Source organism: Pseudomonas veronii, from assembly GCF_001439695.1.
In the GTDB taxonomy this organism is placed as follows: domain Bacteria; phylum Pseudomonadota; class Gammaproteobacteria; order Pseudomonadales; family Pseudomonadaceae; genus Aquipseudomonas; species Aquipseudomonas veronii.
The window spans coordinates 25,104-49,547 of record NZ_JYLL01000025.1 but is presented as its reverse complement, the minus strand read 5'-3'; the positions used below and the strand labels follow the sequence as shown (position 1 = coordinate 49,547).

Below are 24,444 nucleotides of genomic sequence, written 5' to 3'. Positions count from 1 at the left end.
TGCCGCTTTACTGGCGCCACGCGGAAGCCGTTTGCCGCTTTTCTGGCATTGCCGCCGGCAATCTCTGCGTAACCCCTTGATATATGGGCTTTAGCCAGATTGGCATGCACCTTGCTATAACCCTGTTAACGAACAGCAGGTCAGCCTAAAGGTTTCCGCCATGAGCATCAGCTTCGATAAAGCGCTCGGTATCCACGAACAAGCCCTCGGCTTTCGCGCCCAGCGTGCCGAAGTCCTGGCCAACAACATTGCCAACGCCGACACCCCGAACTACAAGGCTCGGGACCTGGACTTCTCCGCCGTGCTCGCCGCACAGCAGGACAAGACCAAGAACGGCACCTTCGCCTTGAACATGACCAACAGCCGTCATATCGAAGCGCAAGGCCTGAGCAGTGGCGACGAATCGCTGCTGTATCGCACGCCGATGCAGCCGTCGATCGACCAGAACACCGTCGACGCGCAGTTGGAGCAATCGGCCTACGCCGAGAACTCGGTGAACTTCCAGGCCAGCTTCACCCTGCTCAACAGCAAATTCAAAGGGCTGATGTCAGCCCTGCGTGGAGAGTAAGCCATGTCCTTAGCCAGTGTTTTCAATATTGCCGGTAGTGGCATGAGCGCGCAGACCACGCGCCTGAACACCGTCGCCAGTAACATCGCCAACGCCGAGACGGTGTCTTCGAGCATCGACCAGACCTACCGCGCCCGTCACCCGGTGTTCGCCACCATGTTTCAGGGCGGCCAGAGCAGCGGCGGCGATTCGCTGTTCCAGAATCAGGACGCTGCCGGGCAAGGCGTGCAGGTACTCGGCGTGGTTGAAGACCAGAGCAATCTGGAAGCGCGCTATGAGCCTAATCACCCTGCGGCGAACGAAAAAGGCTACGTGTACTACCCGAACGTCAACGTGGTCGAGGAAATGGCTGACATGATCTCTGCCAGTCGCTCGTTCCAGACCAACGCGGAAATGATGAACACCGCCAAAACCATGATGCAGAAGGTCCTGACCCTGGGTCAGTGATAAGGGGCGCCAAACAATGGCCATTGTTGATACGACGAACAACTCGGCAGTCCAGGACCTGTTCAACAGCAAGGTCAAGACTGCGACGGACAACAGCAGCCTCAGCACCGCCACCAAGACGGCAACGGGCAACCAGTCGCTGGGCAAGGATGCGTTCCTGCAACTGTTGGTGACCCAACTGAAGAACCAGAACCCGCTGTCGCCTCAGGACAACGGTGCGTTCGTGGCTCAGTTGGCGCAGTTCAGTAGCCTGGAAGGCATCAACACCCTGAACGACTCGGTAAACAGCATCTCCAGCAACTTCAGCTCGTCGCAAGCATTGCAGGCTTCGTCGCTGGTCGGTCGCTCGATCATTACCCAGACCGACAAGGCGCTGGTGGACACCAGCAAGAGCATGACCGGCTCGGTCGCAGTGACGGCGGCAACGGGCAACGTCTCGGTCAAGATCACCGACAAAGACGGTGTCGTGGTGCGTACCCTCGATATGGGCGCACAGAGCGCGGGCAGTTCCGACTTCATCTGGGATGGCAAGAACGCTGACGGTGAGGTCGCCCCGGCAGGGACTTACACCTTTACGGCCACCACCAAGAATGACGCGGGCGACGCAGTGGCTCTGGCCACTTCGCTGCCGGCGACGGTCACCAGCGTGACCCTGAGCAAGACCGGCGGCGAAATGCTGCTCAACCTTGCAGGCGGCATGGGCAGCGTCAAGCTGTCGCAAATTCAGACTATCGGTACATAGAGCCGGCTAGATACGGCAGAGGGAGAGAAACATGTCTTTTAACATCGGCCTGAGCGGCCTCTATGCGGCCAACAAACAACTGGACGTGACCGGCAACAACATCGCCAACGTCGCGACCACTGGCTTCAAATCGTCCCGTGCGGAATTCGCGGACATCTACGCGGCGTCCAAGCTGGGCACCGGCCAGAACAGCATCGGTAACGGTGTGAACCTGGCGGCCGTGTCCCAGCAATTCACTCAGGGCGACGTCAACAACAGTGGCGGCATCCTGGACATGGCGATCCAGGGCGGTGGCTTCTTCGTACAGAAGGGCAGCGACGGTTCGCTGGAATACACCCGTAGCGGTGCTTTCCGTGCAGACAAAGACGGCTACATCACCAACAACACCGGTACTTCGCGCCTGCAAGGCTACGCGGCGGATGACAACGGCAAGATCGTCAAGGGTGGCTTGGTCGACCTGCAACTCAACTTGTCGAACCTGCCGCCAAAAGCCTCCAGCACCGTCGATTCCACCAGTAACCTGAACTCCTCGGAGGCGGTGATCGACCAGGTGGCCAAGCCTTTCAACCCAACCGACACCAAGACCTTCACCACCCAGTACAGCACCACCTTGTACGACACCCAAGGCAACGCTCACCCGATGGTGCAGTACCTGGTGAAGACGGGTTCCAACCAATGGAACTCCTACACCCTGATCGACGGGCGTAACCCTGATGGTACCCCGATCAGTGGCGCAGGCGCGGTGGCACCTGTCGCGTCGACCCTGACGTTCGACACGGCCGGTAAGCTCGCTGGCGTGGTCACCCCGCCCAGCATAGTCTCCAACACCACCCTGACCATTTCCAACTGGAAACCGGGCACCGTGACCAACGGTGTATGGACTGCTAACGGCGCCGCTGCCAACACCGGCGGTATTGCGGTCAACATGGCGAATATCACCCAGTACAATTCGGCCAGCTATCGCAACCCACCGGTCACCGATGGCTATGCCACCGGCCAGATCACCGGGCTGAAAATCGACGGCAGCGGTGTACTGTTCGCCACCTTCAGCAACCAGCAGAGCAAGGCCATTGGCCAGATCTCCCTGGCCAGCTTCAACAACGAACAAGGCCTGCAACCGGCAGGCGGCACGGCCTGGAGAGAGACCTTTGCCTCGGGCCAACCGGGATACGACACCCCTCAAGCCGGCACCCTCGGTTCGATCGTGGCCAACTCCCTGGAGAACTCCAACGTCAACCTGACCAACGAGCTGGTGGACCTGATCAAGGCCCAGAGCAACTACCAGGCGAACGCCAAGACCATCTCCACCCAGAGCACCATCATGCAGACCATCATCCAGATGACCTGATGCGCTAACGCTGCACAAGAAGCCCCTCGATCGAGGGGCTTTTTTTTGCGTTTTATTTGGCATCAGGACCTTTTCCCACCCCCGATGCGGTTACGAGATGACACGCCTTTGTTGGAACGCACCACACCTGTCTTTCCACCTATCAAGCCGAGAGGCGTTGGGTTGTTTCATTACCTGGGAGAGGCGGTATGTGGAATTCATCGATATCCGGCCAAGGGGCTGGGGGGATGCGTTACGAGGGGGGGTGGGGAGGACAGTACCAGAAGGGGGTCAACCAGTCTGATGGCACCAAGGACGACAAGGGGGCCGTCAAGGACAGTATCACGAAGCTGATCAAGGAGCTTGAAGATGCCGAAAAAACCTCCAAGAACCAGACGGCCCAGGAGCTGCGGGACAAGCTGAATGAAAAGCGAAAGGAGCTCGGCGAAGAGAAGTTCAAGGAGATCCTCGAAGAGGTGAAGAAAGACGCGCCTGAGGGCTTTCAGGCGTTCATGAAGAGAGCCTTCCCGGAGGAATTTCCGGATGGCCCGGATGCGCCGCCGTCACCAGCACCGTCTCCATCCCCCTCTCCGGACGGCGGTGGGGGAGGGGGGGGCGGCGGCGGCGGCGGTGGAGGCGGTGGAGGCGGCGGCGGTGGTTTCGGCCCCAGCGAGTCCATGAGCGACAAGCCGATTACCGAAGGCGCGAAGCATTTCGACTACAAGCCCGATGACAGCGAGCCGGGGAAAAAACCGGAGAATATCTGGAGCGGCTTCAGACAGGGGCCGGACGGCAATTGCGTGACGGTTTCAGCGATTAAAGCCGCCATGATGCAATTTGGCGAGAAGCCCACCGACGTCTTCAAAGAGGTCAAGGAGACGGGTAATGGCTACTCTGTGACCATGCGCGATGGTGTCAAGGTTGACCTGACCAAGGATGAAGTGCGGCTGGCTGCCACCCATGCACGTTTCCAGGGCGATGACCCGAAAATGATGACCAACGCCAATTTCATGTTTGCCGTCAGCGCAAAACGGGCGCAATTGGAAAACAACGACGGCACTGCCGGACGCAGCTTTCTGGATGGCATACGTACCCTCAATGATGGCGAGTACAGCCGGGAAGGCTTGGACCGTCTGGGCTTGCGCAAAAATTACCGGCAGGCCACGGATGCCGACTTGCGAAGCGGCAAGGTGGGGACGGTGGAGTATGGCGGTCATTCGATGGCGGTGATCGGTGGCCGGATTGAGCTGTGGGGCAAGCGGGGCGGGGTGCCCCGGTCGGGGATTGCGACCATATTGTTCGACGACTGATGAGCCTTTGCCCAGGCAAAAGAAAACCCCGATAAACCCAACTGCAGCAAGGGATTATCGGGGTTTTCCAATCCCGGGCCATCAAGCCCGGAACGTGCTCAGCTTATTGGCAGGCTTCGCAATCCGGCTCGTCGATCGCGCAGGCTTTCGGCACGGGGGCCGGGCCGGCTGGTGCGGCGAGCACCGAGTCATCACCGTGGTTGCCGCTGGAAACCGCGTTCAGCTTGCCGGTGTTGATGGTCGACTTCTCGGTGCTGGTCGCGGCCAGGGCACGGAGGTAGTAAGTGGTTTTCAGGCCACGGTACCAAGCCATGCGGTAGGTCACGTCGAGCTTCTTGCCCGAAGCGCCGGCGATGTACAGGTTCAGCGACTGCGCCTGGTCGATCCACTTCTGGCGACGGCTGGCGGCGTCAACGATCCATTTGGTGTCCACTTCGAAGGCAGTCGCGTAGAGCTCTTTGAGTTCTTGCGGGATGCGCTCGATCTGCTGCACCGAACCGTCGTAGTACTTCAGGTCGTTGATCATGACCGAGTCCCACAGGCCGCGGGCTTTCAGGTCGCGAACCAGGTACGGGTTGATCACGGTGAATTCGCCCGACAGGTTCGATTTCACATACAGGTTCTGGTAGGTCGGTTCGATCGACTGCGACACGCCAGTGATGTTGGCGATGGTCGCGGTCGGTGCGATGGCCATGATGTTGGAGTTACGGATACCTTTCTGCACACGGGCACGTACCGGCGCCCAGTCCAGGGATTCGTTCAGGTCAACGTCGATGTACTTCTGGCCACGTTGCGCGATCAGGATCTGTTGCGAATCCAGCGGCAGGATGCCTTTGGACCACAGCGAGCCCTGGAACGTCTCGTAGGCGCCGCGCTCGTCGGCCAGGTCGCAGGAAGCCTGGATCGCGTAGTAGCTGACCGCTTCCATGGACTTGTCGGCGAACTCGACCGCGGCGTCCGAACCGTAAGGAATGTGCTGCAGGTACAAAGCGTCCTGGAAGCCCATGATCCCCAGGCCAACCGGACGGTGCTTGAAGTTGGAGTTCTGCGCCTGTGGCACCGAGTAGTAGTTGATGTCGATCACGTTATCGAGCATGCGAACAGCGGTGTTGACAGTGCGCTCCAGCTTGGCGGTGTCCAGCTTGCCGTTGACGATGTGGTTCGGCAGGTTGATCGAGCCCAGGTTGCAGACGGCGATCTCGTCCTTGTTGGTGTTCAAGGTGATCTCGGTGCACAGGTTCGAGCTGTGGACCACGCCTACGTGCTGCTGCGGGCTGCGCAGGTTGCACGGGTCTTTGAAGGTCAGCCATGGGTGGCCGGTTTCGAACAGCATGGACAGCATTTTACGCCACAGGTCTTTGGCCTGGATGGTCTTGAACAGCTTGACCTTGCCTGGGTACTCGGTGAGGGCTTCGTAGTACTCGTAGCGCTCTTCGAAGGCCTTGCCGGTCAGGTCGTGCAGGTCCGGCACTTCGGACGGCGAGAACAGGGTCCACTTGCCGTCGTCGAAGACACGCTTCATGAACAGGTCAGGAATCCAGTTGGCGGTGTTCATGTCGTGGGTACGACGACGGTCATCGCCGGTGTTCTTGCGCAGCTCGATGAACTCTTCAATGTCCATGTGCCAGGTTTCCAGGTAGGCACACACAGCGCCTTTGCGCTTGCCACCCTGGTTGACCGCTACGGCGGTGTCGTTGACGACTTTCAGGAACGGTACGACGCCCTGAGACTTGCCGTTGGTGCCCTTGATGTACGAACCCAGTGCGCGCACCGGCGTCCAGTCGTTGCCCAGGCCACCGGCGAATTTGGACAACATGGCGTTGTCGTGGATCGCGTGGTAGATGCCCGACAGGTCGTCCGGCACGGTGGTCAGGTAGCAGCTCGACAGCTGTGGACGCAGGGTACCGGCGTTGAACAGGGTCGGCGTGGACGACATGTAGTCGAAGGACGACAACAGGTTGTAGAACTCGATGGCGCGGTCTTCTTTGTGCTTCTCTTCAATTGCCAGGCCCATGGCCACGCGCATGAAGAACACTTGCGGCAGTTCGAAGCGGATACCGTCCTTGTGGATGAAGTAACGGTCGTACAGGGTTTGCAGGCCCAGGTAGGTGAACTGCTGGTCGCGCTCGTGGTTGATCGCCTTGCCGAGTTTTTCCAGGTCGAAGGTGGCCAGGACCGGGTTCAGCAATTCGTATTCGATACCCTTGGCGATGTAGGCCGGCAGGGCCTTGGCATAGAGGTCGGCCATCTCGTGGTGGGTGGCGCTGTCGGCCACGCCGAGGAAGCCCAGGCCTTCGGCACGCAGGGTGTCCATCAACAGGCGCGCGGTGACGAACGAGTAGTTCGGCTCGCGTTCAACCAGGGTACGGGCGGTCATCACCAGGGCGGTGTTGACGTCGGTCAGGGCCACGCCGTCGTACAGGTTCTTCAGGGTTTCGCGCTGGATCAGGTCGCCGTCGACTTCTTCCAGGCCTTCGCAGGCCTCGGTGATGATGGTGTTCAGGCGGCCCAGGTCCAGCGGCGCGAAGGTGCCGTCGGCCAGGGTGATGCGGATCGATGGGTGCGCGTGTACGGCGGCTTCGTCGGCCGGGGAGCGAACGGCACGTTCCTTGGCGCGCGAATCACGGTAGATCACGTAGTCGCGGGCGACTTTCTGCTCGCCGGCACGCATCAGGGCCAGTTCGACCTGGTCCTGGATTTCTTCGATGTGGATGGTGCCGCCCGAAGGCATGCGACGCTTGAAGGTCGCGGTGACTTGTTCGGTCAGGCGGGCAACGGTGTCGTGGATGCGCGACGAGGCGGCAGCGTTGCCGCCTTCAACTGCAAGAAACGCTTTGGTGATGGCGACGGTGATTTTGTCATCGGTGTAAGGAACGACAGTGCCGTTACGCTTGATCACGCGCAGTTGGCCGGGTGCAGTGGCGGACAGATCCATATTCGAATCAGCGGCCTGCGGCACGGAGCCCTGCGGGTTCTCGCGAGTTGTGTCGGTTTGCATGGGGGGTTGTCTCCACATTCTATATTTATTTGGGCACCATCACGGTGCCCACCGTTCCGTCCTGAAGCACTTACAGCAGGCCTTGGCCTGGCATAACAACTTCGGGACAGGAGGAAGGGGGGCTTATCGCGCCGCTTCCATGCCGAAGTCTTCGGTTTGGCGCTCAAAAGCGCCTCGCCGTATTCCTGGTGGGTGACAGTTGCCCGGTTCAAGCACTGCAACACCCGTACCGTTTTACGCTGTTGGAGCGCTAAAACGGTTGCCATCCGCATGAGCGGTTTGGGCTTTCAAAAAATGCTGGAGTTGGACCAAACAGGAGCAAGAAAGGGCTTGAGTTTCTTGTCTGATTTGTGTTTGGTCTTTTAGTTCAAAACCCTACATGTAGGGTTTTTTTGGCGCCGAGGTACAAGATAATGCGTTTTTGGAGGCTTAGCAATCCAGGGCCTGTGGATAACGCTGTGAGTAAAATGTGTATGAAACGTAGAATGCCCGTGTAGGCCGCAGTACTGCTGGACCGCGCCGTTTGTCACTGAATATTCCAAGAAAAAAACGGCTCTTTGGATTTTTGAGGGCGCGAACCCTATCACAAAAAAACCGCATCACCGAATGCATTTCCTGGCTTGTGTTCGAGGGTTGGGGCATGGCTACAATCGATCATTGTTATGCCCTCACAACATTACAAATAAGGTGTGGCTGGCGAAGATCAACATGTGGGAGGGAGCAAGTCCCCTCCCACATTTGATCGAGCAGACCAACCAATCCCCTAATAACAACGAGGATTACCTGTGGAGCATGAAGCCTGGCAAATCCTGATCGTCGAGGATGACGAGCGATTGGCCGAGTTGACCCGTGATTACCTGGAGAGCAACGGCCTGCGCGTGTCGGTGGAAAGCGACGGCGCCCAGGCTGCGGCGCGGATCATCGCCGAACAGCCGGACCTGGTGATTCTCGACCTGATGCTGCCCGGCGAAGATGGCCTGAGCATCTGCCGCAAGGTGCGCGAGCGCTACGACGGGGTGATCCTCATGCTCACCGCGCGTACCGACGACATGGACCAGGTATTGGGCCTGGACATGGGCGCCGACGACTACGTGTGCAAACCCGTGCGCCCACGCCTGCTGCTGGCGCGTATCCAGGCCCTGTTGCGCCGCAGCGAGCCAGCGGAACCGGCCGTCGCGCAAAACCAGCGCCGCCTGCAATTCGGCCCGCTGCTCGTGGATAACGCCCTGCGCGAAGCCTGGCTGCAGGGCGACGGCATCGAACTGACCAGCGCCGAGTTCGACCTGCTGTGGCTGCTGGTGGCGAATGCCGGGCGCATCCTGTCGCGCGAAGAAATCTTCATCGCCCTGCGCGGCATCGGCTACGACGGCCAGGACCGCTCGATCGACGTGCGTATCTCGCGCATCCGTCCGAAGATCGGCGACGATCCGATCCACCCGCGCCTGATCAAGACCGTGCGCAGCAAAGGCTATCTGTTCGTCCCCGAAGCCGCTGGCGACATACCGCTGTGAACTCGATCTTCCTGCGCATCTACGGCGGCATGTGCGCGGCGCTGATCCTGGTGGCGCTGCTGGGCGTGCTGGCGTTGCACCTGCTCAACGACGTGCGCAGCGGGCAGTACCGTGAACGTCTGGCCCACGGCACCTTTGCCTTGATGGGAGACAACCTGCAACCCATGAGCGTGATCGAGCGCCAGCGCGCGCTGGCGGTGTGGGAGCGCCTGTTGGGCATTCCCCTGATGCTGCGCACGTACACCGATGCCCAACTGGACCTCGGCCAACGCACCCGCCTGCAGCATGGCCAGGTGCTGGTGCAACAGACCGGCCCCCATGCGGCGCGGGTCCTGCGTTTGGTCAGCGAGCAGGATCAGTTGGTGCTGGAAGGTGAAGTGCAACAGATCAGCGAGCAATTGGCGCGGGCGACGATCTACCTGTTGGCCGACGAGTTGGTGCGTTTTCCGGTGGCCGAGCAACCGCAACGCCTGGCGGATATAAAGGAAGCCAAAGGGTTTGGCTTCGAGATGCACCTGATGGCCCTCGATCAGGCCGATATGGACGACGACCAGCGCCGCCGCGTGTCGGAGGGCGATACGGTGATGGCGCTGGGCAAGGGCGGCGACTCGATTCGGGTGTTTGCCGGCATGGTCGGCACGCCCTGGGTGCTTGAAATCGGCCCGTTGTATCAAATGAACCCGTACCCGGCGCAATGGTTGATCCTGATCGCATTGATCGGCCTGACCCTGATTGGCCTGATCGTCTATCTGTTGGTGCGTCAGCTCGAGCGCCGGCTCAGAGGCCTGGAGGCCGCTGCCACGCGTATTGCCAAAGGCAACCTGGAAGTGCGCGTGCCCGCGCGCGGCGCCGACTCGGTGGGGCGCCTGGCCGCCGCCTTCAATGGCATGGCCGAGCACCTGCAGCAGTTGCTCGCGATCCAGCGCGAACTGGTGCGCGCGGTGTCCCACGAGTTGCGCACCCCGGTGGCGCGCCTGCGTTTCGGCCTGGAGATGATCGGCGAGGCCGCCACCCCGCAGGCCCGGCGCAAATACCTCGAAGGTATGGACAGCGATATTCAGGACCTCGACGGCCTGGTCGACGAAATGCTCACCTACGCGCGCCTGGAGCAGGGCGCGCCGGAGCTGAATTTCCAGCGGGTCGACCTCAATGCGTTACTCGACCAGGTGATCGGCGAATTATCGCCACTGCGCCCGCAGGTCAGCGTGAGCCGTGGTATCTGCCTGTCATCGGTGCATTGGGACGATGCCTGGGTCGATGCCGAACCGCGCTACCTGCACCGCGCCCTGCAGAACCTGGTGAGCAATGCCATGCGCCATGCCCAGGGCCGGGTGCTGATCAGTTACCAGGTCGGCCAGGTGCGCTGCCGCATCGATGTGGAAGACGATGGCCCCGGCGTACCGGAAAGCGCCTGGGAACGCATCTTCACGCCGTTCCTGCGCCTGGACGACAGCCGCACCCGCGCCTCGGGCGGGCATGGCCTGGGCTTGTCGATTGTGCGGCGGATTATTCATTGGCATGGCGGGCGGGCATTGATCAGCAAGAGCAACAACCTGGGAGGGGCGTGCTTCAGCCTGAGTTGGCCACGGGACCAGGATAAATCCTGATACTGCTATCGGGAGCAAGCCGAACCCTCGCACCGCCCCTCTTGGAATGCATTCCAGTGTGGGAGGGGGCTTGCCCCCGATGACGCTAGATCAGACGCCGATTGCTACAAGGCTCAACAACTGTTCCCCATCCACCGCAAATTGCCCAACCAACTCCTTGCCGTGGCACCACTCGCCGGACAACTCCGTCAGCAGCCGCAACCGCATCTGGCCGTGCTCGGACCATTCCACCACTTCGGCATGCTCAAAGTAGAAGCGCTTCTGCACGATCGGGTAGAGCGCCTTGAACAGGCTCTCCTTGGCCGAAAACGTCAGTGTCACCAGCTGCGCATGTTGCTCACGCGGCAACCTGGCCATGCGCTGCAACTCATCGGCGGTGAGAATTTCCCCCGCCAGGCGTTCCGCGCGCTCCAGGCTCAGGACATTTTCCAGGTCCATCCCCAGCCCGCGCCATTGCGCCTTGTGCCCGACGATTGCCGCCGCGTGCCCGCTGCTGTGGGTGATGGAGCCGCTGATGTGCGGCGGCCACACCGGCGCCCGGTCTTCGCCGATTGCCGGCACGCAGTCCAGGTTATCGAGCTGTTGCAAGGCGGCGCGGGCGCATAACCGTCCGGCGAGAAACTCCGCCTGGCGCTTGGCCACCGAACGCTGGATGCTCGCCGGCGGCGGCACCGCGCTGCGTTGGAAATCACCGGCGATCAACAGGGCCGGATCAAAGCGCGTACTGAGCAACACCGTACCCGGCAAGGGATCGGGCAGTGGCCAATGGGCGTCGAGTGGGGTGCAGCAAGCGGGTAGGGGCGTCATGGGCGGTATTTTGCCGAGTTGGCGCGCCAGTGGATAGTCCGTAGCGGTTCAGGCCAGGTTCAGAGCCTGTTCAGGGGGAGTTCAGGGGCGCTTGCGTAGTGTGGGCCTACAGCCTACGTGGAGGTAAGTACCATGACTGCAATCAAGAAGCTGATGTTGGCGTTGACCATGTTCAGTGCCACCGCCGGGGCGCAGGCCAGCGATGGCGCCTTTGCGGCATTCGGTAGCGAGAGAACCAAGAAATCCAGCACGCTGATGCAGCGTGTGAGCTTCGAGGCGGTGCGCAGCCAGGCCGCGCCTTGGGGCCAGTCGCTGGGTTCGAGCAGCCCGCAGGCGACGTATCGTGCCGGCTATGAGCATCTTGGTGGCCAATACAATGGCATTAAACTGCGCCCGCAAGACCTGCAGGGCCGCTATGATATCCCTCTGTCGGACAGTTGATTTGCCTTGGAGAGCCTTATGAAATTGCTGGTCGTGGAAGATGAGGCTCTGTTGCGTCATCACCTGTATACCCGCCTGACCGACAGCGGGCACGTGGTCGAAGCCGTGGCCAACGCGGAGGAGGCCTTGTACCAGACTGGCCAATTCAACCATGACCTGGCGATCATCGACCTCGGCCTGCCCGGCATGGGCGGTCTTGATCTGATCCGCCAACTGCGCGCCCAGGACAAGACCTTCCCGATCCTGATCCTCACCGCTCGCGGCAACTGGCAGGACAAGGTCGAAGGCCTGGCCGCCGGCGCCGACGACTACGTGGTCAAGCCGTTCCAGTTCGAAGAACTGGAAGCGCGGATGAACGCGTTGCTGCGTCGTTCCAGCGGCTTTACCCAATCGACCATCGTCGCCGGCCCCTTGCTGCTGGACCTCAACCGCAAGCAGGCCTCGTTGGACGAGCAACCCCTGGCGCTGACCGCCTACGAGTACCGGATTCTCGAGTACCTGATGCGTCACCATCAGCAGGTAGTGCCCAAGGACCGCTTGATGGAACAGCTCTACCCCGATGACGACGAGCGCGACCCGAATGTCATCGAAGTGCTGGTCGGCCGCCTGCGCCGTAAACTGGAAGGCCCGGGCGGGTTCAAGCCGATCGACACCGTGCGCGGCCTGGGCTATCTGTTCAATGAGCGCTGTCGTTGATTCGCTCGTTACGTGTGCGCTTGATGCTGGCGGCTGCCACCCTGGCCGTGCTGTTTATGCTGGGTTTGTTGCCGGCCATGCAGGGCGCGTTCAGCCTGGCCTTGCAGGACTCGATCGAGCAGCGCCTGGCGTCGGACGTCACCACCTTGATTTCGGCGGCGCGGGTTGAAAACAACCGCCTGCAAATGCCGGCGCAGTTGCCGGACGAACGCTTCAACCTCACCGATAGCCGGTTGCTCGGTTATATCTACGACCGCGAAGGCCATCTGGTGTGGCGCTCGCGGGCGACCCAGGAAGAAAACATCAACTACAGGCCGCGCTATGACGGGCGCGGTAATGAGTTTGCGCGGATTCGCGAGGGCAATGGCCAGGAATTCTTCGTGTATGACGTCGAGGTCAAGCTGCTCGGCGGCAAGAGTGCGGCGTTCAGCATCGTCGCGCTGCAACCGGTGCGCGAATACCAGTTGACCCTCGAAGGTCTGCGCGAAAACCTCTACCTGGGCTTCGGCGCGGCGTTGCTGGTGTTGCTGACGTTGCTCTGGCTGGGCCTGACCTGGGGCCTGCAAGCGTTGCGGCGCCTGAGCCAGGAGCTGGACCAGATCGAAGGCGGCACCCGCGAAAGCCTCAGCGAAGAACACCCGCGCGAACTGCTGCGCCTCACCGGGTCTCTCAACCGCTTGCTGCACAGTGAGCGCGAGCAGCGTACCCGCTACCGCGACTCCCTCGACGACTTGGCCCACAGCCTGAAAACCCCGCTGGCGGTGTTGCAGGGCGTGAGCGAAGACATGGCCCAGCGCCCCGAAGACCGCGACCAGGCCTGGGTGCTGCAATCGCAGATCGAACGCATGAGCCAGCAGATCAGCTACCAGTTGCAGCGCGCCAGCTTGCGTAAAAGCGGCCTGGTACGCCATCAGGTACGCCTGCAGCCGGTACTGCAAAGCCTGTGCGACACGCTGGACAAGGTCTACCGCGACAAGCACGTCAAAGTGAGCTTCGTATTGCCGGACGCGTGCGATGTGCCCATCGAAAAAGGCGCCTTGCTGGAACTGCTCGGCAACCTGCTGGAAAACGCCTACCGCCTGTGCTTGAGCGAAGTGCGTATCAGCCTGGTGGAAAGCCTGGATGGCATCGAACTGTGCATCGAAGATGACGGCCCCGGTGTGCCGCCCGACCAGCGCGCGCGGATTCTGCAACGGGGCGAGCGGCTAGACCGCCAGCACCCGGGGCAGGGGATCGGCCTGGCGGTGGTCAAGGACATCATTGAAAGCTACGGCGCGCGCCTGACCCTGGGCGACTCGCCTTTGGGGGGCGCGGCGTTCAAGATCCACTTTCCGGCCGTTTGACCTTCCTTGAGTGGCGCCTGCCTAACTCTCCTGTGCCCGATAAGCCCCCGGCGTCAATCCCGTCCACTTCTTGAACGCCCGATGAAACGCCGACGGCTCGGAGAACCCGAGCTGTTCGGCAATTTCCTGCAATGACAGATCCGCGCGTCCCAGGTGGTAAATGGCGATGTCCCGCCGCAGCTCATCCTTGAGCGCTTGAAAACTGCTGCCTTCTTCACGCAGATGTCGGCGCAGGGTCTGCGGGCTGATGTGCAAGTGCTGGGCAACGGCGTCCAGGTCCGGCCAGGGTGTGCGGTCACGGCTGAGCAGGCGGCGGATCTGGCTGCTCAAACTGTCGCCCTCATCGGGCCGCGACAACAAGTCGGCGGGGGAGCGCTGCAGGAAATGCTTGAGGGTGCGCTCGTCCTGCAGCAGCGGCAGGCTCAAGTAACGCGCAGGAAACACCAGGCTGCTGTTCGGTGCGTCGAACACCTGCGGGCAGGGAAACAACAGGTCGTATTCGCTGGCGTGGGCCGGCATCGGGTAGCTGAATGTGGCCTGCTGCAGGCGGATGCGCTGGCCGATCAACCAACTGCCGAGGCGATGCCAGATCAGCAGCAGGGATTCGCTGAGAAAGTGATCCGGGTCCCCGAGTTGGGAGTCGTCCAGGCTCAAGCGGGCCATTTCGCCTTCCCGTGTCAGCTGCCAACGCGGACCTTGTGGGAATAGGCTATAAAACAATAAGCCGCGTTCGAGAGCCTTCTCCAGGGTGCGGCAATGGATCAGCGCGTGGCACATCATGGCGAACGTGCCGCGCTTGCTCGGACCTTCGGCAAAGCCCAGGTATTCGTCGTCCAGCGCGAGCCAGAGCATTTGCAACAGCCGGGTAAATTGTTCCGGCGCGATGCGGGCGCGGGGTTCGTTCAGCAGTTCCGGGGTGATGCCCACCTGCTGCAATAGGCCCGAGTAGTCGTAGCCGGCCCGGCGCGCACCGCCGAGGGCCGCTCGGGCGTAGTGACTGGCGATGGTACGTTCGCGCATGCAAGGGCCTCGTCCATGGAAGGGCGGATGGTAGCCATCACCCGCTACAGCGACAAGGCGGATATCCGCCAAATTGTAGGACGAGACACGGCGAGTTGGCGGAAACCCGCCATGCAATGGACGGCGCTCAGGCGCGCCTTGATCCCTCCAGCCCTGATGTCTAAGGGGCTTCAGGCCGTTTAAGCAAAGTGGCACGACGTTTGCGATAAGGATTACAGCGCAGGCTTGGTCCTACAGGTCTCGCAAACAACAAATCCCTCCAGTGCAGGAGGGTTCGCAATTCAAGTGCCGTGGGCAATGGCGGATATTTGCCACACGGGACGATTGAGGAACTTTGCAATGACGACTCGTCAGCCACTGTACAAATCCCTGTATTTCCAGGTGATCGTTGCCATCGTTATCGGTATTTTGCTCGGTCACTTCTACCCGCAGACCGGTGTGGCGCTCAAGCCGCTGGGTGACGGGTTCATCAAACTGATCAAAATGGTCATCGCCCCGATCATCTTCTGCACCGTTGTCAGCGGCATCGCTGGCATGCAGAGCATGAAATCGGTCGGCAAAACCGGCGGCTACGCGCTGCTGTACTTCGAAGTCGTGTCCTCCATCGCCCTGTTGATCGGCCTGTTCGTGGTGAACGTCGTGCAGCCGGGCGCTGGCATGCACATCGACGTGGCCACCCTGGACGCATCCAAAGTGGCGGCCTACGTGACAGCTGGTAAAGACCAGAGCATCGTAGGGTTTATCCTCAATGTGATTCCAAACACCATCGTCGGCGCGTTCGCCAACGGTGACATCCTGCAAGTGCTGATGTTCTCGGTGATCTTCGGTTTCGCCCTGCATCGCCTGGGTGCCTACGGCAAGCCGGTGCTGGACTTCATCGATCGCTTCGCCCACGTGATGTTCAACATCATCAACATGATCATGAAGCTCGCGCCAATCGGTGCCCTCGGCGCCATGGCGTTCACCATCGGTGCCTACGGTGTCGGCTCGCTGGTGCAACTGGGCCAGTTGATGATCTGCTTCTACATCACCTGCGTCCTGTTCGTGGTGGTGGTGCTCGGCGCCATCTGCCGCGCGCACGGTTTCAGCGTGCTGAAACTGATCCGCTACATCCGTGAAGAGCTGTTGATCGTTCTGGGTACGTCCTCGTCTGAATCGGCACTGCCACGCATGTTGATCAAGATGGAGCGTCTGGGCGCGAAGAAATCCGTGGTTGGCCTGGTGATCCCGACTGGCTACTCGTTCAACCTCGACGGTACCTCGATCTACCTGACCATGGCTGCCGTGTTCATCGCCCAGGCGACTGACACCCACATGGACATCACCCACCAGATCACCCTGTTGCTGGTGCTGCTGCTGTCCTCCAAGGGCGCTGCAGGCGTGACCGGCAGTGGTTTCATCGTGCTGGCCGCGACCCTGTCGGCCGTGGGCCACCTGCCGGTTGCCGGCCTGGCGCTGATCCTCGGCATCGACCGCTTCATGTCCGAAGCCCGTGCGCTGACCAACCTGGTCGGTAACGCCGTGGCGACCCTGGTTGTCGCCAAGTGGGTCAAGGAGCTGGACGAAGACAAGCTGCAAGTCGAGCTGGCTTCCGGTGGTCGTGGGATCTCCGACACCCGTGAAGAAGATGACCTGGGCGTGGCCGAAGGCCCTGCGCCGGTGATCAAGTAACCCGCTGATGGCGTGAACTGACGCCCACAGCAATCCGCAAACGCCCCGACTGGTTCGGGGCGTTTGCGTTTCTGCGCGGCCAAATTCGAATTTTTTGGTTTACAGTTAGTCAATGCTCCATCAAAGGCCCGGTGAAGATCCGTCTTCGCAAGAGAGCCTCCTCAGCCTGAGCCCATCTGCGTGCACCCGAACCAGCGATACCTTTCGCAGCAGATGGCTCGCCCCTAAATGCAAAAAATAGGCGGGCGTGCCCAATGATTACCCTGAAACTCAACGGTCAAGACCATCAACTGGACGTCACCGAGGATATGCCGCTGTTGTGGGCGATTCGCGATGTGGCGGGTTACAACGGCACCAAATTCGGCTGCGGCATGGGCCTGTGCGGCGCGTGCACCATTCATATCGACGGCGCCCCGGCGCGCAGTTGCATCACCCCGATCGGCGCGGTCAAGGGCCAGGCCGTGAGCACCATCGACAACCTGCACACCGACCCCATCGGCCAGGTCGTGCAGCAAGCCTGGCTGGACAGTGCCGTGGCCCAGTGCGGTTACTGCCAGGGCGGGCAAATCATGTCGGCCACCGCGCTGCTGAAAACCAACCCCAACCCCAGCGACGAGCAGATCGAGGAGGCGATGGTCGGCAATATCTGCCGCTGCGGCACCTACAATCGCATCAAGACCGCGATCCGCCAGGCCTCGACGCAGCTGCAGGGGGCCAAGGCATGAACCGCTTACCCGCTGATTTCGTCCTCGATAACCTCAGCCGCCGCGGTTTCCTCAAGGGCGTCGGCGCCACCGGCGCGCTGGTGATCGCCGCCAGTTGGGGCCTGCCCGCAGCGTTTGCCGCCGATGCCGCCAAGAAGTATGGCGGCGATGCCATGCCCCATGGGCTGATCGATGACCCCAAGGTCTACGTCAGCATTGCCACCGACGGCACCGTGACCGTGATCTGCAACCGTTCGGAAATGGGCCAGGGCGTGCGTACCAGCCTGAGCCTGGTAGTCGCCGATGAGTTGGACGCCGATTGGGCCCACGTGCGCGTCCAGCAGGCGCCGGCTGACGAAGTGCGTTACGGCAACCAGGACACCGATGGCTCGCGCAGCATGCGCCACTGGTTCGAACCGATGCGGCGTTGCGGCGCGAGTGTGCGCGCGATGCTGGAACAGGCGGCTGCCGAACAGTGGAAGGTGCCGCTGGGCGAGTGCCGTGCGCAGCTGCATAAGGTGGTTCACCAGCCCAGCGGTCGCACCTTGGGCTATGGCGAGCTGGCCGCCGCTGCCGGTGCATTGGCGGTGCCGGCGCGCGACACGCTGCGCCTCAAGCAGCCGTCGGAGTTCCGCTACATCGGCAAAGAGGGCGTCAAGGCCATCGACGGCGCCGATATCGTCAACGGTCGCGCGGTCTACGGCGCGGACGTGCATTTCGACGGCATGCTCTACGCCACCATTGCACGGCCGACGGTGTATGGCGGCAAGGTCAAATCCTTCGATGCCAGTGCGGCGTTGAAGGTGCCGGGGGTGATCAGGGTCCTCGAAATCGAAAGCCGGCCTCTGCCCTCGGAGTTCCAGCCGCTGGGCGGCGTGGCCGTGGTGGCCAGCAACACATGGGCGGCGATCAAGGGTCGCGAAGCGCTGGCGATTGTCTGGGATGACGGCGTTAACGCCGGCTACAACTCGATCGATTACCGCAAGGAACTGGAAGCGGCCGCGCGGCAACCGGGCAAAGTGGTGCGCAACACCGGTACCCTCGAGCAGGCGATGAGCGAGGCCGACAGCACTTTGGACGCCGCTTATTATTTGCCGCATCTGGCCCAGTCACCGATGGAACCGATGGTTGCCGTTGCCCGTTTCGACAAGGGCCAGTGCGAAGCCTGGGCCCCCAGCCAGGCGCCCCAGGTGACCCGTGAGCGTGTCGCCGAGCGCCTGGGCCTGCCTTTCGATAACGTGACGATCAATGTCACGCTGCTGGGCGGCGGTTTCGGTCGCAAGTCCAAGCCGGACTTTGTGGTCGAGGCGGCCATCCTCGCCAAGGAATTCCCCGGCAAGGCCGTGCGCGTGCAGTGGACTCGTGAAGATGACATCCACAACTCCTACTTCCACACGGTTTCCGCCGAGTACCTCAAGGCCGGCCTGAACAAGGACGGCCTGCCTTCCGCCTGGCTGCACCGCACCGTCGCGCCGAGCATCACCGCGTTGTTTGCGCCGGGGATGAACCACGAGGCGGCGTTCGAGCTGGGCATGGGCTTTACCAACATGGCCTACGCGATTCCCAACGTGCGCCTGGAAAACCCCGAAGCCGCCGCCCACACCCGGGTTGGTTGGTACCGCTCGGTGTCGAACATCCCGCATGGCTTTGCGATTCAGAGCTTTGTCGATGAGCTGGCGCACAAGGCCGGCCAGGACCCGTTGCAGTACCAACTCAAACTGCTTGGGCCGGACCGTCAGATCGATCCGAAAACCCTGAGCGATGAGTGGAACTACGGCGAATCCCCGGAGCGCTACCCGATCGATACCGCCCGCCTGCGCGGTGTCCTCGAAACCGCCGCCAAAGCCGCCGGCTGGGGGCGCACGCTACCCAAGGGGCGAGGCCTGGGGCTGGCGGTGCATTACAGTTTCGTCACCTATGTGGCGGCGGTGATCGAGGTGGAAGTCAAAGACGACGGCACGCTGATCGTCCACAAGGCGGATATCGCTGTGGACTGCGGCCCGCAGATCAACCCGGAACGCATTCGCTCGCAATTCGAAGGCGCCTGCGTGATGGGCCTGGGCAACGCGGTATTGGGCGAGATCAGCTTCAAGGACGGCAAGGTCCAGCAGGACAACTTCCATATGTATGAAGTGGCGCGCATGTCCCTGGCGCCCAAGGTTGTCGCGGTCCACCTGGTCACGCCACAGGGCGAGGTGCCGTTGGGCGGTGTCGGTGAGCCCGGCGTACCGCCGATTGCGCCGGCGCTGTGCAATGCGATCTTTGCCGCCACCGGCAAGCGTATTCGCAACCTGCCCGTGCGTTATCAGTTGCAAGGCTGGCAGGAGGCGAAGGCTTGATGGACAGTGTGGATCTGAATGTCCTGCGCAGCGTGCTCGAATGGCGCCGCGCGGGGCAGCGGGTGGTGTTGTACAGCGTGGTCCAGACCTGGGGCAGCGCGCCGCGTCCGCCCGGGGCCATGCTGGCCTTGCGCGGCGATGGGGTGGTGATCGGCTCGGTGTCCGGCGGTTGCATTGAAGACGATTTGATTGCGCGTCTGCAGGATGGTCGGTTGGCGGACGACGGGCCCGCGGTGCAGTTGGTGACCTACGGCGTGACGCGCGATGAAGCAGCGCGTTTCGGTCTGCCGTGCGGCGGCACCCTGCGCCTGACCGAAGAGCGCGTGACGGAGTGGCAGTGGGTGGCCGAGTTGCTGGCGCGCTGTGACGCCCATGAAATCGTCGCTCGGGAGCTGGACCTGGCCACCGGCGACGTGAGCTTGAGCCCCGCGAGCAAGACCGACGTGGTGAGCTTCGACGGCGAGCGCCTGCGCGCCATCTATGGCCCGCGCTGGCGCCTGCTGTTGATCGGCGCCGGGCAGTTGTCCCGCTACGTGGCGCAGATGGCGCGGTTGCTGGATTTCGAAGTGCTGATCTGCGACCCGCGTGAAGAGTTCGCGTATGGCTGGGAAGAACCGCACGGCCGCTTTGTGCCCGGCATGCCTGATGAAGCGGTGCTGAACATCCAGACCGACGAACGCACGGCCATCGTCTGCCTGACCCACGACCCGCGCCTGGACGATATGGCGTTGCTGACGGCACTGAACTCCAATGCGTTCTATATCGGCGCGCTGGGTTCGCGGGTCAACACGCGTAAACGCCGGGAAAACCTGGCGGCGCTGGGATTGTCTGCGCAGGCGATCGCGCGGTTGCATGGGCCGATCGGTTTGCATATTGGCAGCCATACACCGGCGGAGATCGCGCTGTCGTTACTGGCGGAAATTGTCGCGATCAAGAATGGCGTGGCGCCACTGCAGAAAAAGCCGCTGTCGGTGCAGGTTGAATGACCGTCACGGTGATTGTGCTGGCGGCGGGGCAGGGCAGTCGTTTTCGCGCTGAAGCCGGGGCAGATCGGGATAAATTGCTGGCTGAGTGCGTCGGCCGGGACGCAGTGGTGCGGCCGGTGATCGAGCAGGTGCTGGTGAATTTGCCGGCGTGGGCGCTAAAGCGCGTGCTGGTGACGTCGCCCGAGCGGCTTGAAGTCATTCGTCTGGCGCAGGTCCATGGCTGCGAGGTAGTGCAGCTGTGCTCGGCCGGAATGGGCGACAGCATTGCGGCAGCGGTCGCGGCCAGTGCTTCCAGTGATGGCTGGCTGGTGGTGCTGGGTGATATGCCGTTCATCCTGCCGTCCAGTATTGAACGGGTGCTGGAGCACGTGGACAGCATCAACGTGCCGGTGCATGCCGGCCAGTATGGGCATCCGGTTGCGTTTGGACGAGCGTTTGGGCCAGCGTTGATGGCGTTGACGGGCGATCGCGGGGCCAAGCCGCTGTTTGCCCAGGGGCAGGTGCGCGAGATCCAGGTAAACGATCCTGGCGTACTCTGGGATGTGGATCTGCCACATCTGTTGGATTTCAAACCGCTCTGAAATGTGGGAGGGGGCAAGCCCCCTCTCACATTGAATCTTCGGTGTTTTCAGAATTTGTTGGCATAAAAAAGCCCCGCCTGAGTGATCAGGCGGGGCTTTTCAGTGGCTGATGGAATCAGACGAGGGGTTTAGGCTCGTGCTCTTCTTCCAGGGCCTTTGGGTGGTGCTCTGCCACTTCTTCAACGGAACGCGGGGTCTCGTCGACGATAGGGGCAGCGTGCTCGACCACTTCGGCGACAGCCGGTGCGGCAGCGGCAGCAGCGGCGGCCGCTTCGGCTTCCTTGCGACGACGGCGCACTTCACGTGGGTCGTTCGGCGCACGGCCGTTTTCGGTCAGGGCGCTGGCCGGTGCGGCTTCAACCACCGGGGCGGCGGCTTCGGCAACCACGGGCGCTTCAACCACGGGCGCAGGCTCGGCAACCACTACCGGAGCGGCTTCAACCACTTCGGCAACCGGGGCCGGTGCGGCTTCTACCACGGGGGCAGACGCTTCAACCGGGGCGGCAGGTTCGGCAGTCCACTGGAAGGCGGTCTGTTCTTCGCGAACTTCACGCACGGCCGGGGCGGCGGCTTCGACGACCGGAGCTTCCACGACAGCTTCAACCACTGGCTGTGGCTCAACCACCGGGGCAGGCTCGGCGGCAGCCACTTCTTCTTGCGACTGGGCTTCGCGAACCGGCGCAACTTCCACTTCCGGAGCCGCGGGGGCTTCGATCGGGGTGGTTGCTTCTACGACCGGTGCTTCAACCACTGGGGTCTCGGCGACTGGCGCTTCTACCGCAACGGTTTCTTCGACGGCGGCAGTGGCGCGTTCAGCCTGCTCGTGAGCCTGGGCTTCGGCAGGTGCGCTGATGACCGAGCTGGCAACAGCGGCGGTAACGGCCAGGCCGGCAGCCAGTTCGGTGCTGGTTGGTTCGCTGGTAGCGGCTTCTGCGTTCTCGCCGGCTTCTTCCGAACCTTCGATCACATTGCCGTTGGCGTCACGTTGACGCTCGCGACGGTTGCTGCGACGACGCTGGCCACGGGAGCGGCGGCGCGGACGATCGCCTTCGGCGTTGTCCTGGCCGTCTTCCTGCAGTTGCTCTTCGCCGGTCAGCACTTCTTCTTCGCTGGCGGCAGCCGCCTGCTCGGTACGTGGTTGACGTTCTTCACGCGGTGGGCGCGGTTGACGCTCTTCACGTGGCGCACGCTCTTCACGCGGCGGGCGAGCCGGGCGTTCTTCCTCGGTAGGGGCGGCAACAGCAGCGGCGGCAACGGCAACGGCTGGCGCAGCGTCCAGCGGCTCGCGCAGTTCACGCACACGTTCTTCACGCTCGCCACGCGGCTTGCGATCTTCACGCGGTGCGCGTGGTGGACGTGGTGCGCGCTCTTCGCGCGGTGCGCGTTCTTCGCGGGCTACGACCGGGGTCTCTTCACGGGCTTCGCGAGGCGCACGCTCTTCACGGGGTGCGCGCTCTTCACGCGGGGCCCGTTCTTCGCGCGGCTTGCGCTCTTCGTCACGGCGACCGTTGCGGTTACGGCTCTGCTGGCGACCGTTGCGACGCTCTTCGTTACGCGCCGGACGCTCGGTGGCAGGTTTTTCGACCACCACCGGTGCCGCAGGCTCTTCCTTGCTGGCGAACAGGCTGACCAGCGATTTCACCAGGCCCTTGAACAGGCTTGGCTCAGGCAGGGCGGCCGGGGCTGCAACCGGGGCAGCCACTTCAACCGGAACCGGTGCGTTGGCACGCGCCGGAGCGGTCTTCACGGCGGCTTCCTGGCGAACCAGGGTGCGGGTCGCGGCGGCTGGCTGGACTTCTTCCACTTCGGCAGCGGCAGCGGCGATTTCGTAGCTGGACTGGCCGCTGTGGGCTTCCGGGCTGTCATCACGCAGGCGCTGCACTTCGAAGTGCGGCGTTTCGAGATGATCGTTCGGCAGGATGACGATACGGGCACGGGTGCGCAGTTCGATCTTGGTGATCGAGTTGCGTTTTTCGTTGAGCAGGAACGCGGCAACCGGGATCGGCACTTGTGCGCGGACTTCGGCGGTGCGGTCTTTCAGGGCTTCTTCTTCGATCAGGCGCAGGATCGCCAGGGACAGCGATTCAACGTCACGGATGATGCCAGTGCCGTTGCAACGCGGGCAGACAATGCCGCTGCTCTCGCCCAGGGACGGACGCAGGCGCTGACGGGACATTTCCAGCAGGCCGAAGCGCGAGATGCGGCCGACTTGCACGCGGGCACGGTCAGCTTCCAGGCATTCGCGGACTTTCTCTTCCACGGCGCGCTGGTTCTTGGCTGGGGTCATGTCGATGAAGTCGATCACGATCAGGCCGCCGATATCACGCAGGCGCAGCTGGCGGGCGATTTCTTCAGCCGCTTCCAGGTTGGTCTGCAGGGCGGTTTCTTCGATGTCGCTACCTTTCGTGGCGCGCGCCGAGTTGATGTCGATGGACACCAGGGCTTCGGTCGGGTCGATCACGATGGAGCCGCCGGAAGGCAGTTCGACCACGCGCTGGAAGGCGGTCTCGATCTGGCTTTCGATCTGGAAACGGTTGAACAGCGGAACGCTGTCTTCGTACAGCTTGATCTTGCTGGCGTACTGCGGCATCACCTGGCGGATGAAGGTCAGGGCTTCGTCCTGGGCTTCGACGCTGTCGATCAGCACTTCGCCGATGTCCTGGCGCAGGTAATCGCGGATGGCGCGGATGATCACGTTGCTTTCCTGGTAGATCAGGAACGGCGCGGAACGATCCAGGGACGCTTCTTTGATGGCGGTCCACAGTTGCAGCAGGTAGTCGAGGTCCCACTGCATTTCTTCGCTGCTGCGGCCCAGGCCGGCAGTGCGGACGATCAGGCCCATGTCGGCTGGAGCGACCAGGCCGTTCAGCGCTTCACGCAGTTCGTTGCGTTCTTCGCCTTCGATGCGACGGGAAATGCCGCCGGCACGCGGGTTGTTCGGCATCAGTACGAGGTAACGACCGGCCAGGCTGATGAAGGTGGTCAGGGCGGCGCCCTTGTTGCCACGTTCTTCTTTTTCGACCTGGACGATGACTTCCTGGCCTTCGCTCAGGACGTCCTTGATGTTCACGCGGCCTTCGGGGGCTTTCTTGAAGTATTCGCGGGAGATTTCTTTGAGGGGCAGGAAGCCGTGGCGCTCGGAGCCGAAATCGACAAAGGCAGCCTCAAGGCTTGGTTCGATGCGAGTAATACGGCCTTTATAGATGTTGGCCTTCTTCTGCTCGCGTGCGCCGGACTCGATATCCAGGTCGTAAAGGCGTTGGCCATCTACCAGCGCAACACGCAACTCTTCGGGTTGAGTTGCGTTAATCAGCATTCTTTTCATGTTGTACCGTCGGTTTCCGGG

At 62.1% G+C, this 24,444-nt stretch carries 19 protein-coding genes; 15 read left to right on the top strand and 4 right to left on the bottom strand.

What is annotated here, in order from left to right:
• The first annotated feature begins 160 nt into the window (after positions 1–160).
• The 5 genes from flgB (at position 161) to TU80_RS33230 (ending at position 4,394) form a co-directional block, all read left to right on the top strand.
• On the top strand, positions 161–568 hold the full coding sequence (gene flgB / locus TU80_RS23620) for a flagellar basal body rod protein FlgB (protein WP_003175633.1): 408 nt from the start codon (positions 161–163) through the stop codon (positions 566–568).
• 3 nt (positions 569–571) lie between these two features.
• Entirely contained in the window at positions 572–1,015 is a 444-nt protein-coding gene (gene flgC, locus TU80_RS23615; RefSeq protein WP_046382341.1) for a flagellar basal body rod protein FlgC, read from the top strand.
• A 16-nt stretch (positions 1,016–1,031) separates the two neighbouring features.
• Complete coding sequence (gene flgD / locus TU80_RS23610; RefSeq protein ID WP_057005511.1) at positions 1,032–1,757, top strand: flagellar hook assembly protein FlgD; 726 nt, start codon at positions 1,032–1,034, stop codon at positions 1,755–1,757.
• A gap of 31 nt (positions 1,758–1,788) precedes the next feature.
• A complete protein-coding gene (flgE, locus tag TU80_RS23605) occupies positions 1,789–3,105 on the top strand; it encodes a flagellar hook protein FlgE (protein WP_057005510.1) in 1,317 nt (438 codons plus the stop codon).
• Between the two features lie 227 nt (positions 3,106–3,332).
• Entirely contained in the window at positions 3,333–4,394 is a 1,062-nt protein-coding gene (locus tag TU80_RS33230) for a hypothetical protein (protein WP_235000070.1), read from the top strand.
• Between the two features lie 103 nt (positions 4,395–4,497).
• On the opposite strand, the gene TU80_RS23595 is transcribed toward TU80_RS33230, so the two are convergent.
• On the bottom strand, positions 4,498–7,392 hold the full coding sequence (locus tag TU80_RS23595) for a ribonucleoside-diphosphate reductase subunit alpha (RefSeq protein WP_046382345.1): 2,895 nt from the start codon (positions 7,390–7,392) through the stop codon (positions 4,498–4,500).
• 785 nt (positions 7,393–8,177) lie between these two features.
• On the opposite strand from TU80_RS23595, the gene TU80_RS23590 reads away from it, so the two are divergent.
• Positions 8,178–8,903, top strand: a complete 726-nt coding sequence (locus tag TU80_RS23590) for a response regulator (RefSeq protein ID WP_046382346.1) — start codon at positions 8,178–8,180, stop codon at positions 8,901–8,903.
• Positions 8,900–10,510 (top strand): ATP-binding protein, encoded by a 1,611-nt coding sequence (locus TU80_RS23585; RefSeq protein WP_057005508.1) that lies wholly within the window; start codon positions 8,900–8,902, stop codon positions 10,508–10,510. Before TU80_RS23590 ends, TU80_RS23585 begins: the two co-directional genes overlap by 4 nt.
• A gap of 90 nt (positions 10,511–10,600) precedes the next feature.
• Here TU80_RS23585 and TU80_RS23580 read toward each other — a convergent pair whose 3' ends face one another.
• A complete protein-coding gene (locus tag TU80_RS23580) occupies positions 10,601–11,317 on the bottom strand; it encodes a 4'-phosphopantetheinyl transferase family protein (RefSeq protein WP_057005507.1) in 717 nt (238 codons plus the stop codon).
• A 132-nt stretch (positions 11,318–11,449) separates the two neighbouring features.
• On the opposite strand from TU80_RS23580, the gene TU80_RS23575 reads away from it, so the two are divergent.
• From TU80_RS23575 to TU80_RS23565, 3 genes are read left to right on the top strand one after another with little or no spacing between them, the layout of a single operon-like run.
• Complete coding sequence (locus TU80_RS23575; RefSeq protein ID WP_057005506.1) at positions 11,450–11,758, top strand: hypothetical protein; 309 nt, start codon at positions 11,450–11,452, stop codon at positions 11,756–11,758.
• A gap of 18 nt (positions 11,759–11,776) precedes the next feature.
• The gene (locus TU80_RS23570; protein WP_046382350.1) at positions 11,777–12,454 is read left to right on the top strand and encodes a response regulator; all 678 of its coding nucleotides are present in this window, start codon (positions 11,777–11,779) and stop codon (positions 12,452–12,454) included.
• Complete coding sequence (locus TU80_RS23565; RefSeq protein WP_046382351.1) at positions 12,451–13,797, top strand: ATP-binding protein; 1,347 nt, start codon at positions 12,451–12,453, stop codon at positions 13,795–13,797. Before TU80_RS23570 ends, TU80_RS23565 begins: the two co-directional genes overlap by 4 nt.
• 21 nt (positions 13,798–13,818) lie before the next feature.
• Here the strand turns inward: TU80_RS23565 and TU80_RS23560 are convergent, their stop codons facing one another.
• Positions 13,819–14,817: an AraC family transcriptional regulator gene (locus tag TU80_RS23560; protein WP_046382352.1), complete on the bottom strand. Its 999-nt coding sequence runs from the start codon at positions 14,815–14,817 to the stop codon at positions 13,819–13,821.
• Positions 14,818–15,156: 339 nt separating this feature from the next.
• Between TU80_RS23560 and TU80_RS23555 the strand changes: the two genes are divergently transcribed.
• From TU80_RS23555 to TU80_RS23535, 5 genes are all read left to right on the top strand, one after another.
• Positions 15,157–16,488 carry a dicarboxylate/amino acid:cation symporter gene (locus TU80_RS23555; RefSeq protein ID WP_057005505.1) on the top strand — a complete coding sequence of 444 codons (1,332 nt, stop codon included), beginning with the start codon at positions 15,157–15,159 and terminating at the stop codon, positions 16,486–16,488.
• Between the two features lie 254 nt (positions 16,489–16,742).
• On the top strand, positions 16,743–17,213 hold the full coding sequence (locus TU80_RS23550) for a (2Fe-2S)-binding protein (RefSeq protein WP_057005504.1): 471 nt from the start codon (positions 16,743–16,745) through the stop codon (positions 17,211–17,213).
• Positions 17,210–19,531 (top strand): xanthine dehydrogenase family protein molybdopterin-binding subunit, encoded by a 2,322-nt coding sequence (locus TU80_RS23545; protein WP_057005503.1) that lies wholly within the window; start codon positions 17,210–17,212, stop codon positions 19,529–19,531. The genes TU80_RS23550 and TU80_RS23545 overlap by 4 nt, the downstream gene beginning before the upstream one ends.
• Complete coding sequence (locus tag TU80_RS23540) at positions 19,531–20,517, top strand: XdhC family protein (protein WP_057005502.1); 987 nt, start codon at positions 19,531–19,533, stop codon at positions 20,515–20,517. The genes TU80_RS23545 and TU80_RS23540 overlap by 1 nt, the downstream gene beginning before the upstream one ends.
• The gene (locus tag TU80_RS23535; protein ID WP_046382357.1) at positions 20,514–21,098 is read left to right on the top strand and encodes a nucleotidyltransferase family protein; all 585 of its coding nucleotides are present in this window, start codon (positions 20,514–20,516) and stop codon (positions 21,096–21,098) included. Before TU80_RS23540 ends, TU80_RS23535 begins: the two co-directional genes overlap by 4 nt.
• A gap of 115 nt (positions 21,099–21,213) precedes the next feature.
• On the opposite strand, the gene rne is transcribed toward TU80_RS23535, so the two are convergent.
• Complete coding sequence (gene rne / locus TU80_RS23530; RefSeq protein WP_057005501.1) at positions 21,214–24,414, bottom strand: ribonuclease E; 3,201 nt, start codon at positions 24,412–24,414, stop codon at positions 21,214–21,216.
• Positions 24,415–24,444 lie beyond the last annotated feature (30 nt).

Bases quoted from the DNA above. Each gene is read 5' to 3' on its own strand.
- flgC (WP_046382341.1), top strand. From the start codon at position 572: ATGTCCTTAGCCAGTGTTTTCAATATTGCCGGTAGTGGCATGAGCGCG.
- TU80_RS23580 (WP_057005507.1), bottom strand. From the start codon at position 11,317: ATGACGCCCCTACCCGCTTGCTGCACCCCACTCGACGCCCATTGGCCA.
- TU80_RS33230 (WP_235000070.1), top strand. From the start codon at position 3,333: ATGCGTTACGAGGGGGGGTGGGGAGGACAGTACCAGAAGGGGGTCAAC.
- TU80_RS23540 (WP_057005502.1), top strand. From the start codon at position 19,531: ATGGACAGTGTGGATCTGAATGTCCTGCGCAGCGTGCTCGAATGGCGC.
- flgD (WP_057005511.1), top strand. From the start codon at position 1,032: ATGGCCATTGTTGATACGACGAACAACTCGGCAGTCCAGGACCTGTTC.
- TU80_RS23535 (WP_046382357.1), top strand. From the start codon at position 20,514: ATGACCGTCACGGTGATTGTGCTGGCGGCGGGGCAGGGCAGTCGTTTT.
- TU80_RS23595 (WP_046382345.1), bottom strand. From the start codon at position 7,392: ATGCAAACCGACACAACTCGCGAGAACCCGCAGGGCTCCGTGCCGCAG.
- TU80_RS23545 (WP_057005503.1), top strand. From the start codon at position 17,210: ATGAACCGCTTACCCGCTGATTTCGTCCTCGATAACCTCAGCCGCCGC.
- TU80_RS23570 (WP_046382350.1), top strand. From the start codon at position 11,777: ATGAAATTGCTGGTCGTGGAAGATGAGGCTCTGTTGCGTCATCACCTG.
- TU80_RS23560 (WP_046382352.1), bottom strand. From the start codon at position 14,817: ATGCGCGAACGTACCATCGCCAGTCACTACGCCCGAGCGGCCCTCGGC.
- TU80_RS23555 (WP_057005505.1), top strand. From the start codon at position 15,157: ATGACGACTCGTCAGCCACTGTACAAATCCCTGTATTTCCAGGTGATC.
- TU80_RS23575 (WP_057005506.1), top strand. From the start codon at position 11,450: ATGACTGCAATCAAGAAGCTGATGTTGGCGTTGACCATGTTCAGTGCC.
- TU80_RS23550 (WP_057005504.1), top strand. From the start codon at position 16,743: ATGATTACCCTGAAACTCAACGGTCAAGACCATCAACTGGACGTCACC.
- flgE (WP_057005510.1), top strand. From the start codon at position 1,789: ATGTCTTTTAACATCGGCCTGAGCGGCCTCTATGCGGCCAACAAACAA.
- flgB (WP_003175633.1), top strand. From the start codon at position 161: ATGAGCATCAGCTTCGATAAAGCGCTCGGTATCCACGAACAAGCCCTC.
- rne (WP_057005501.1), bottom strand. From the start codon at position 24,414: ATGCTGATTAACGCAACTCAACCCGAAGAGTTGCGTGTTGCGCTGGTA.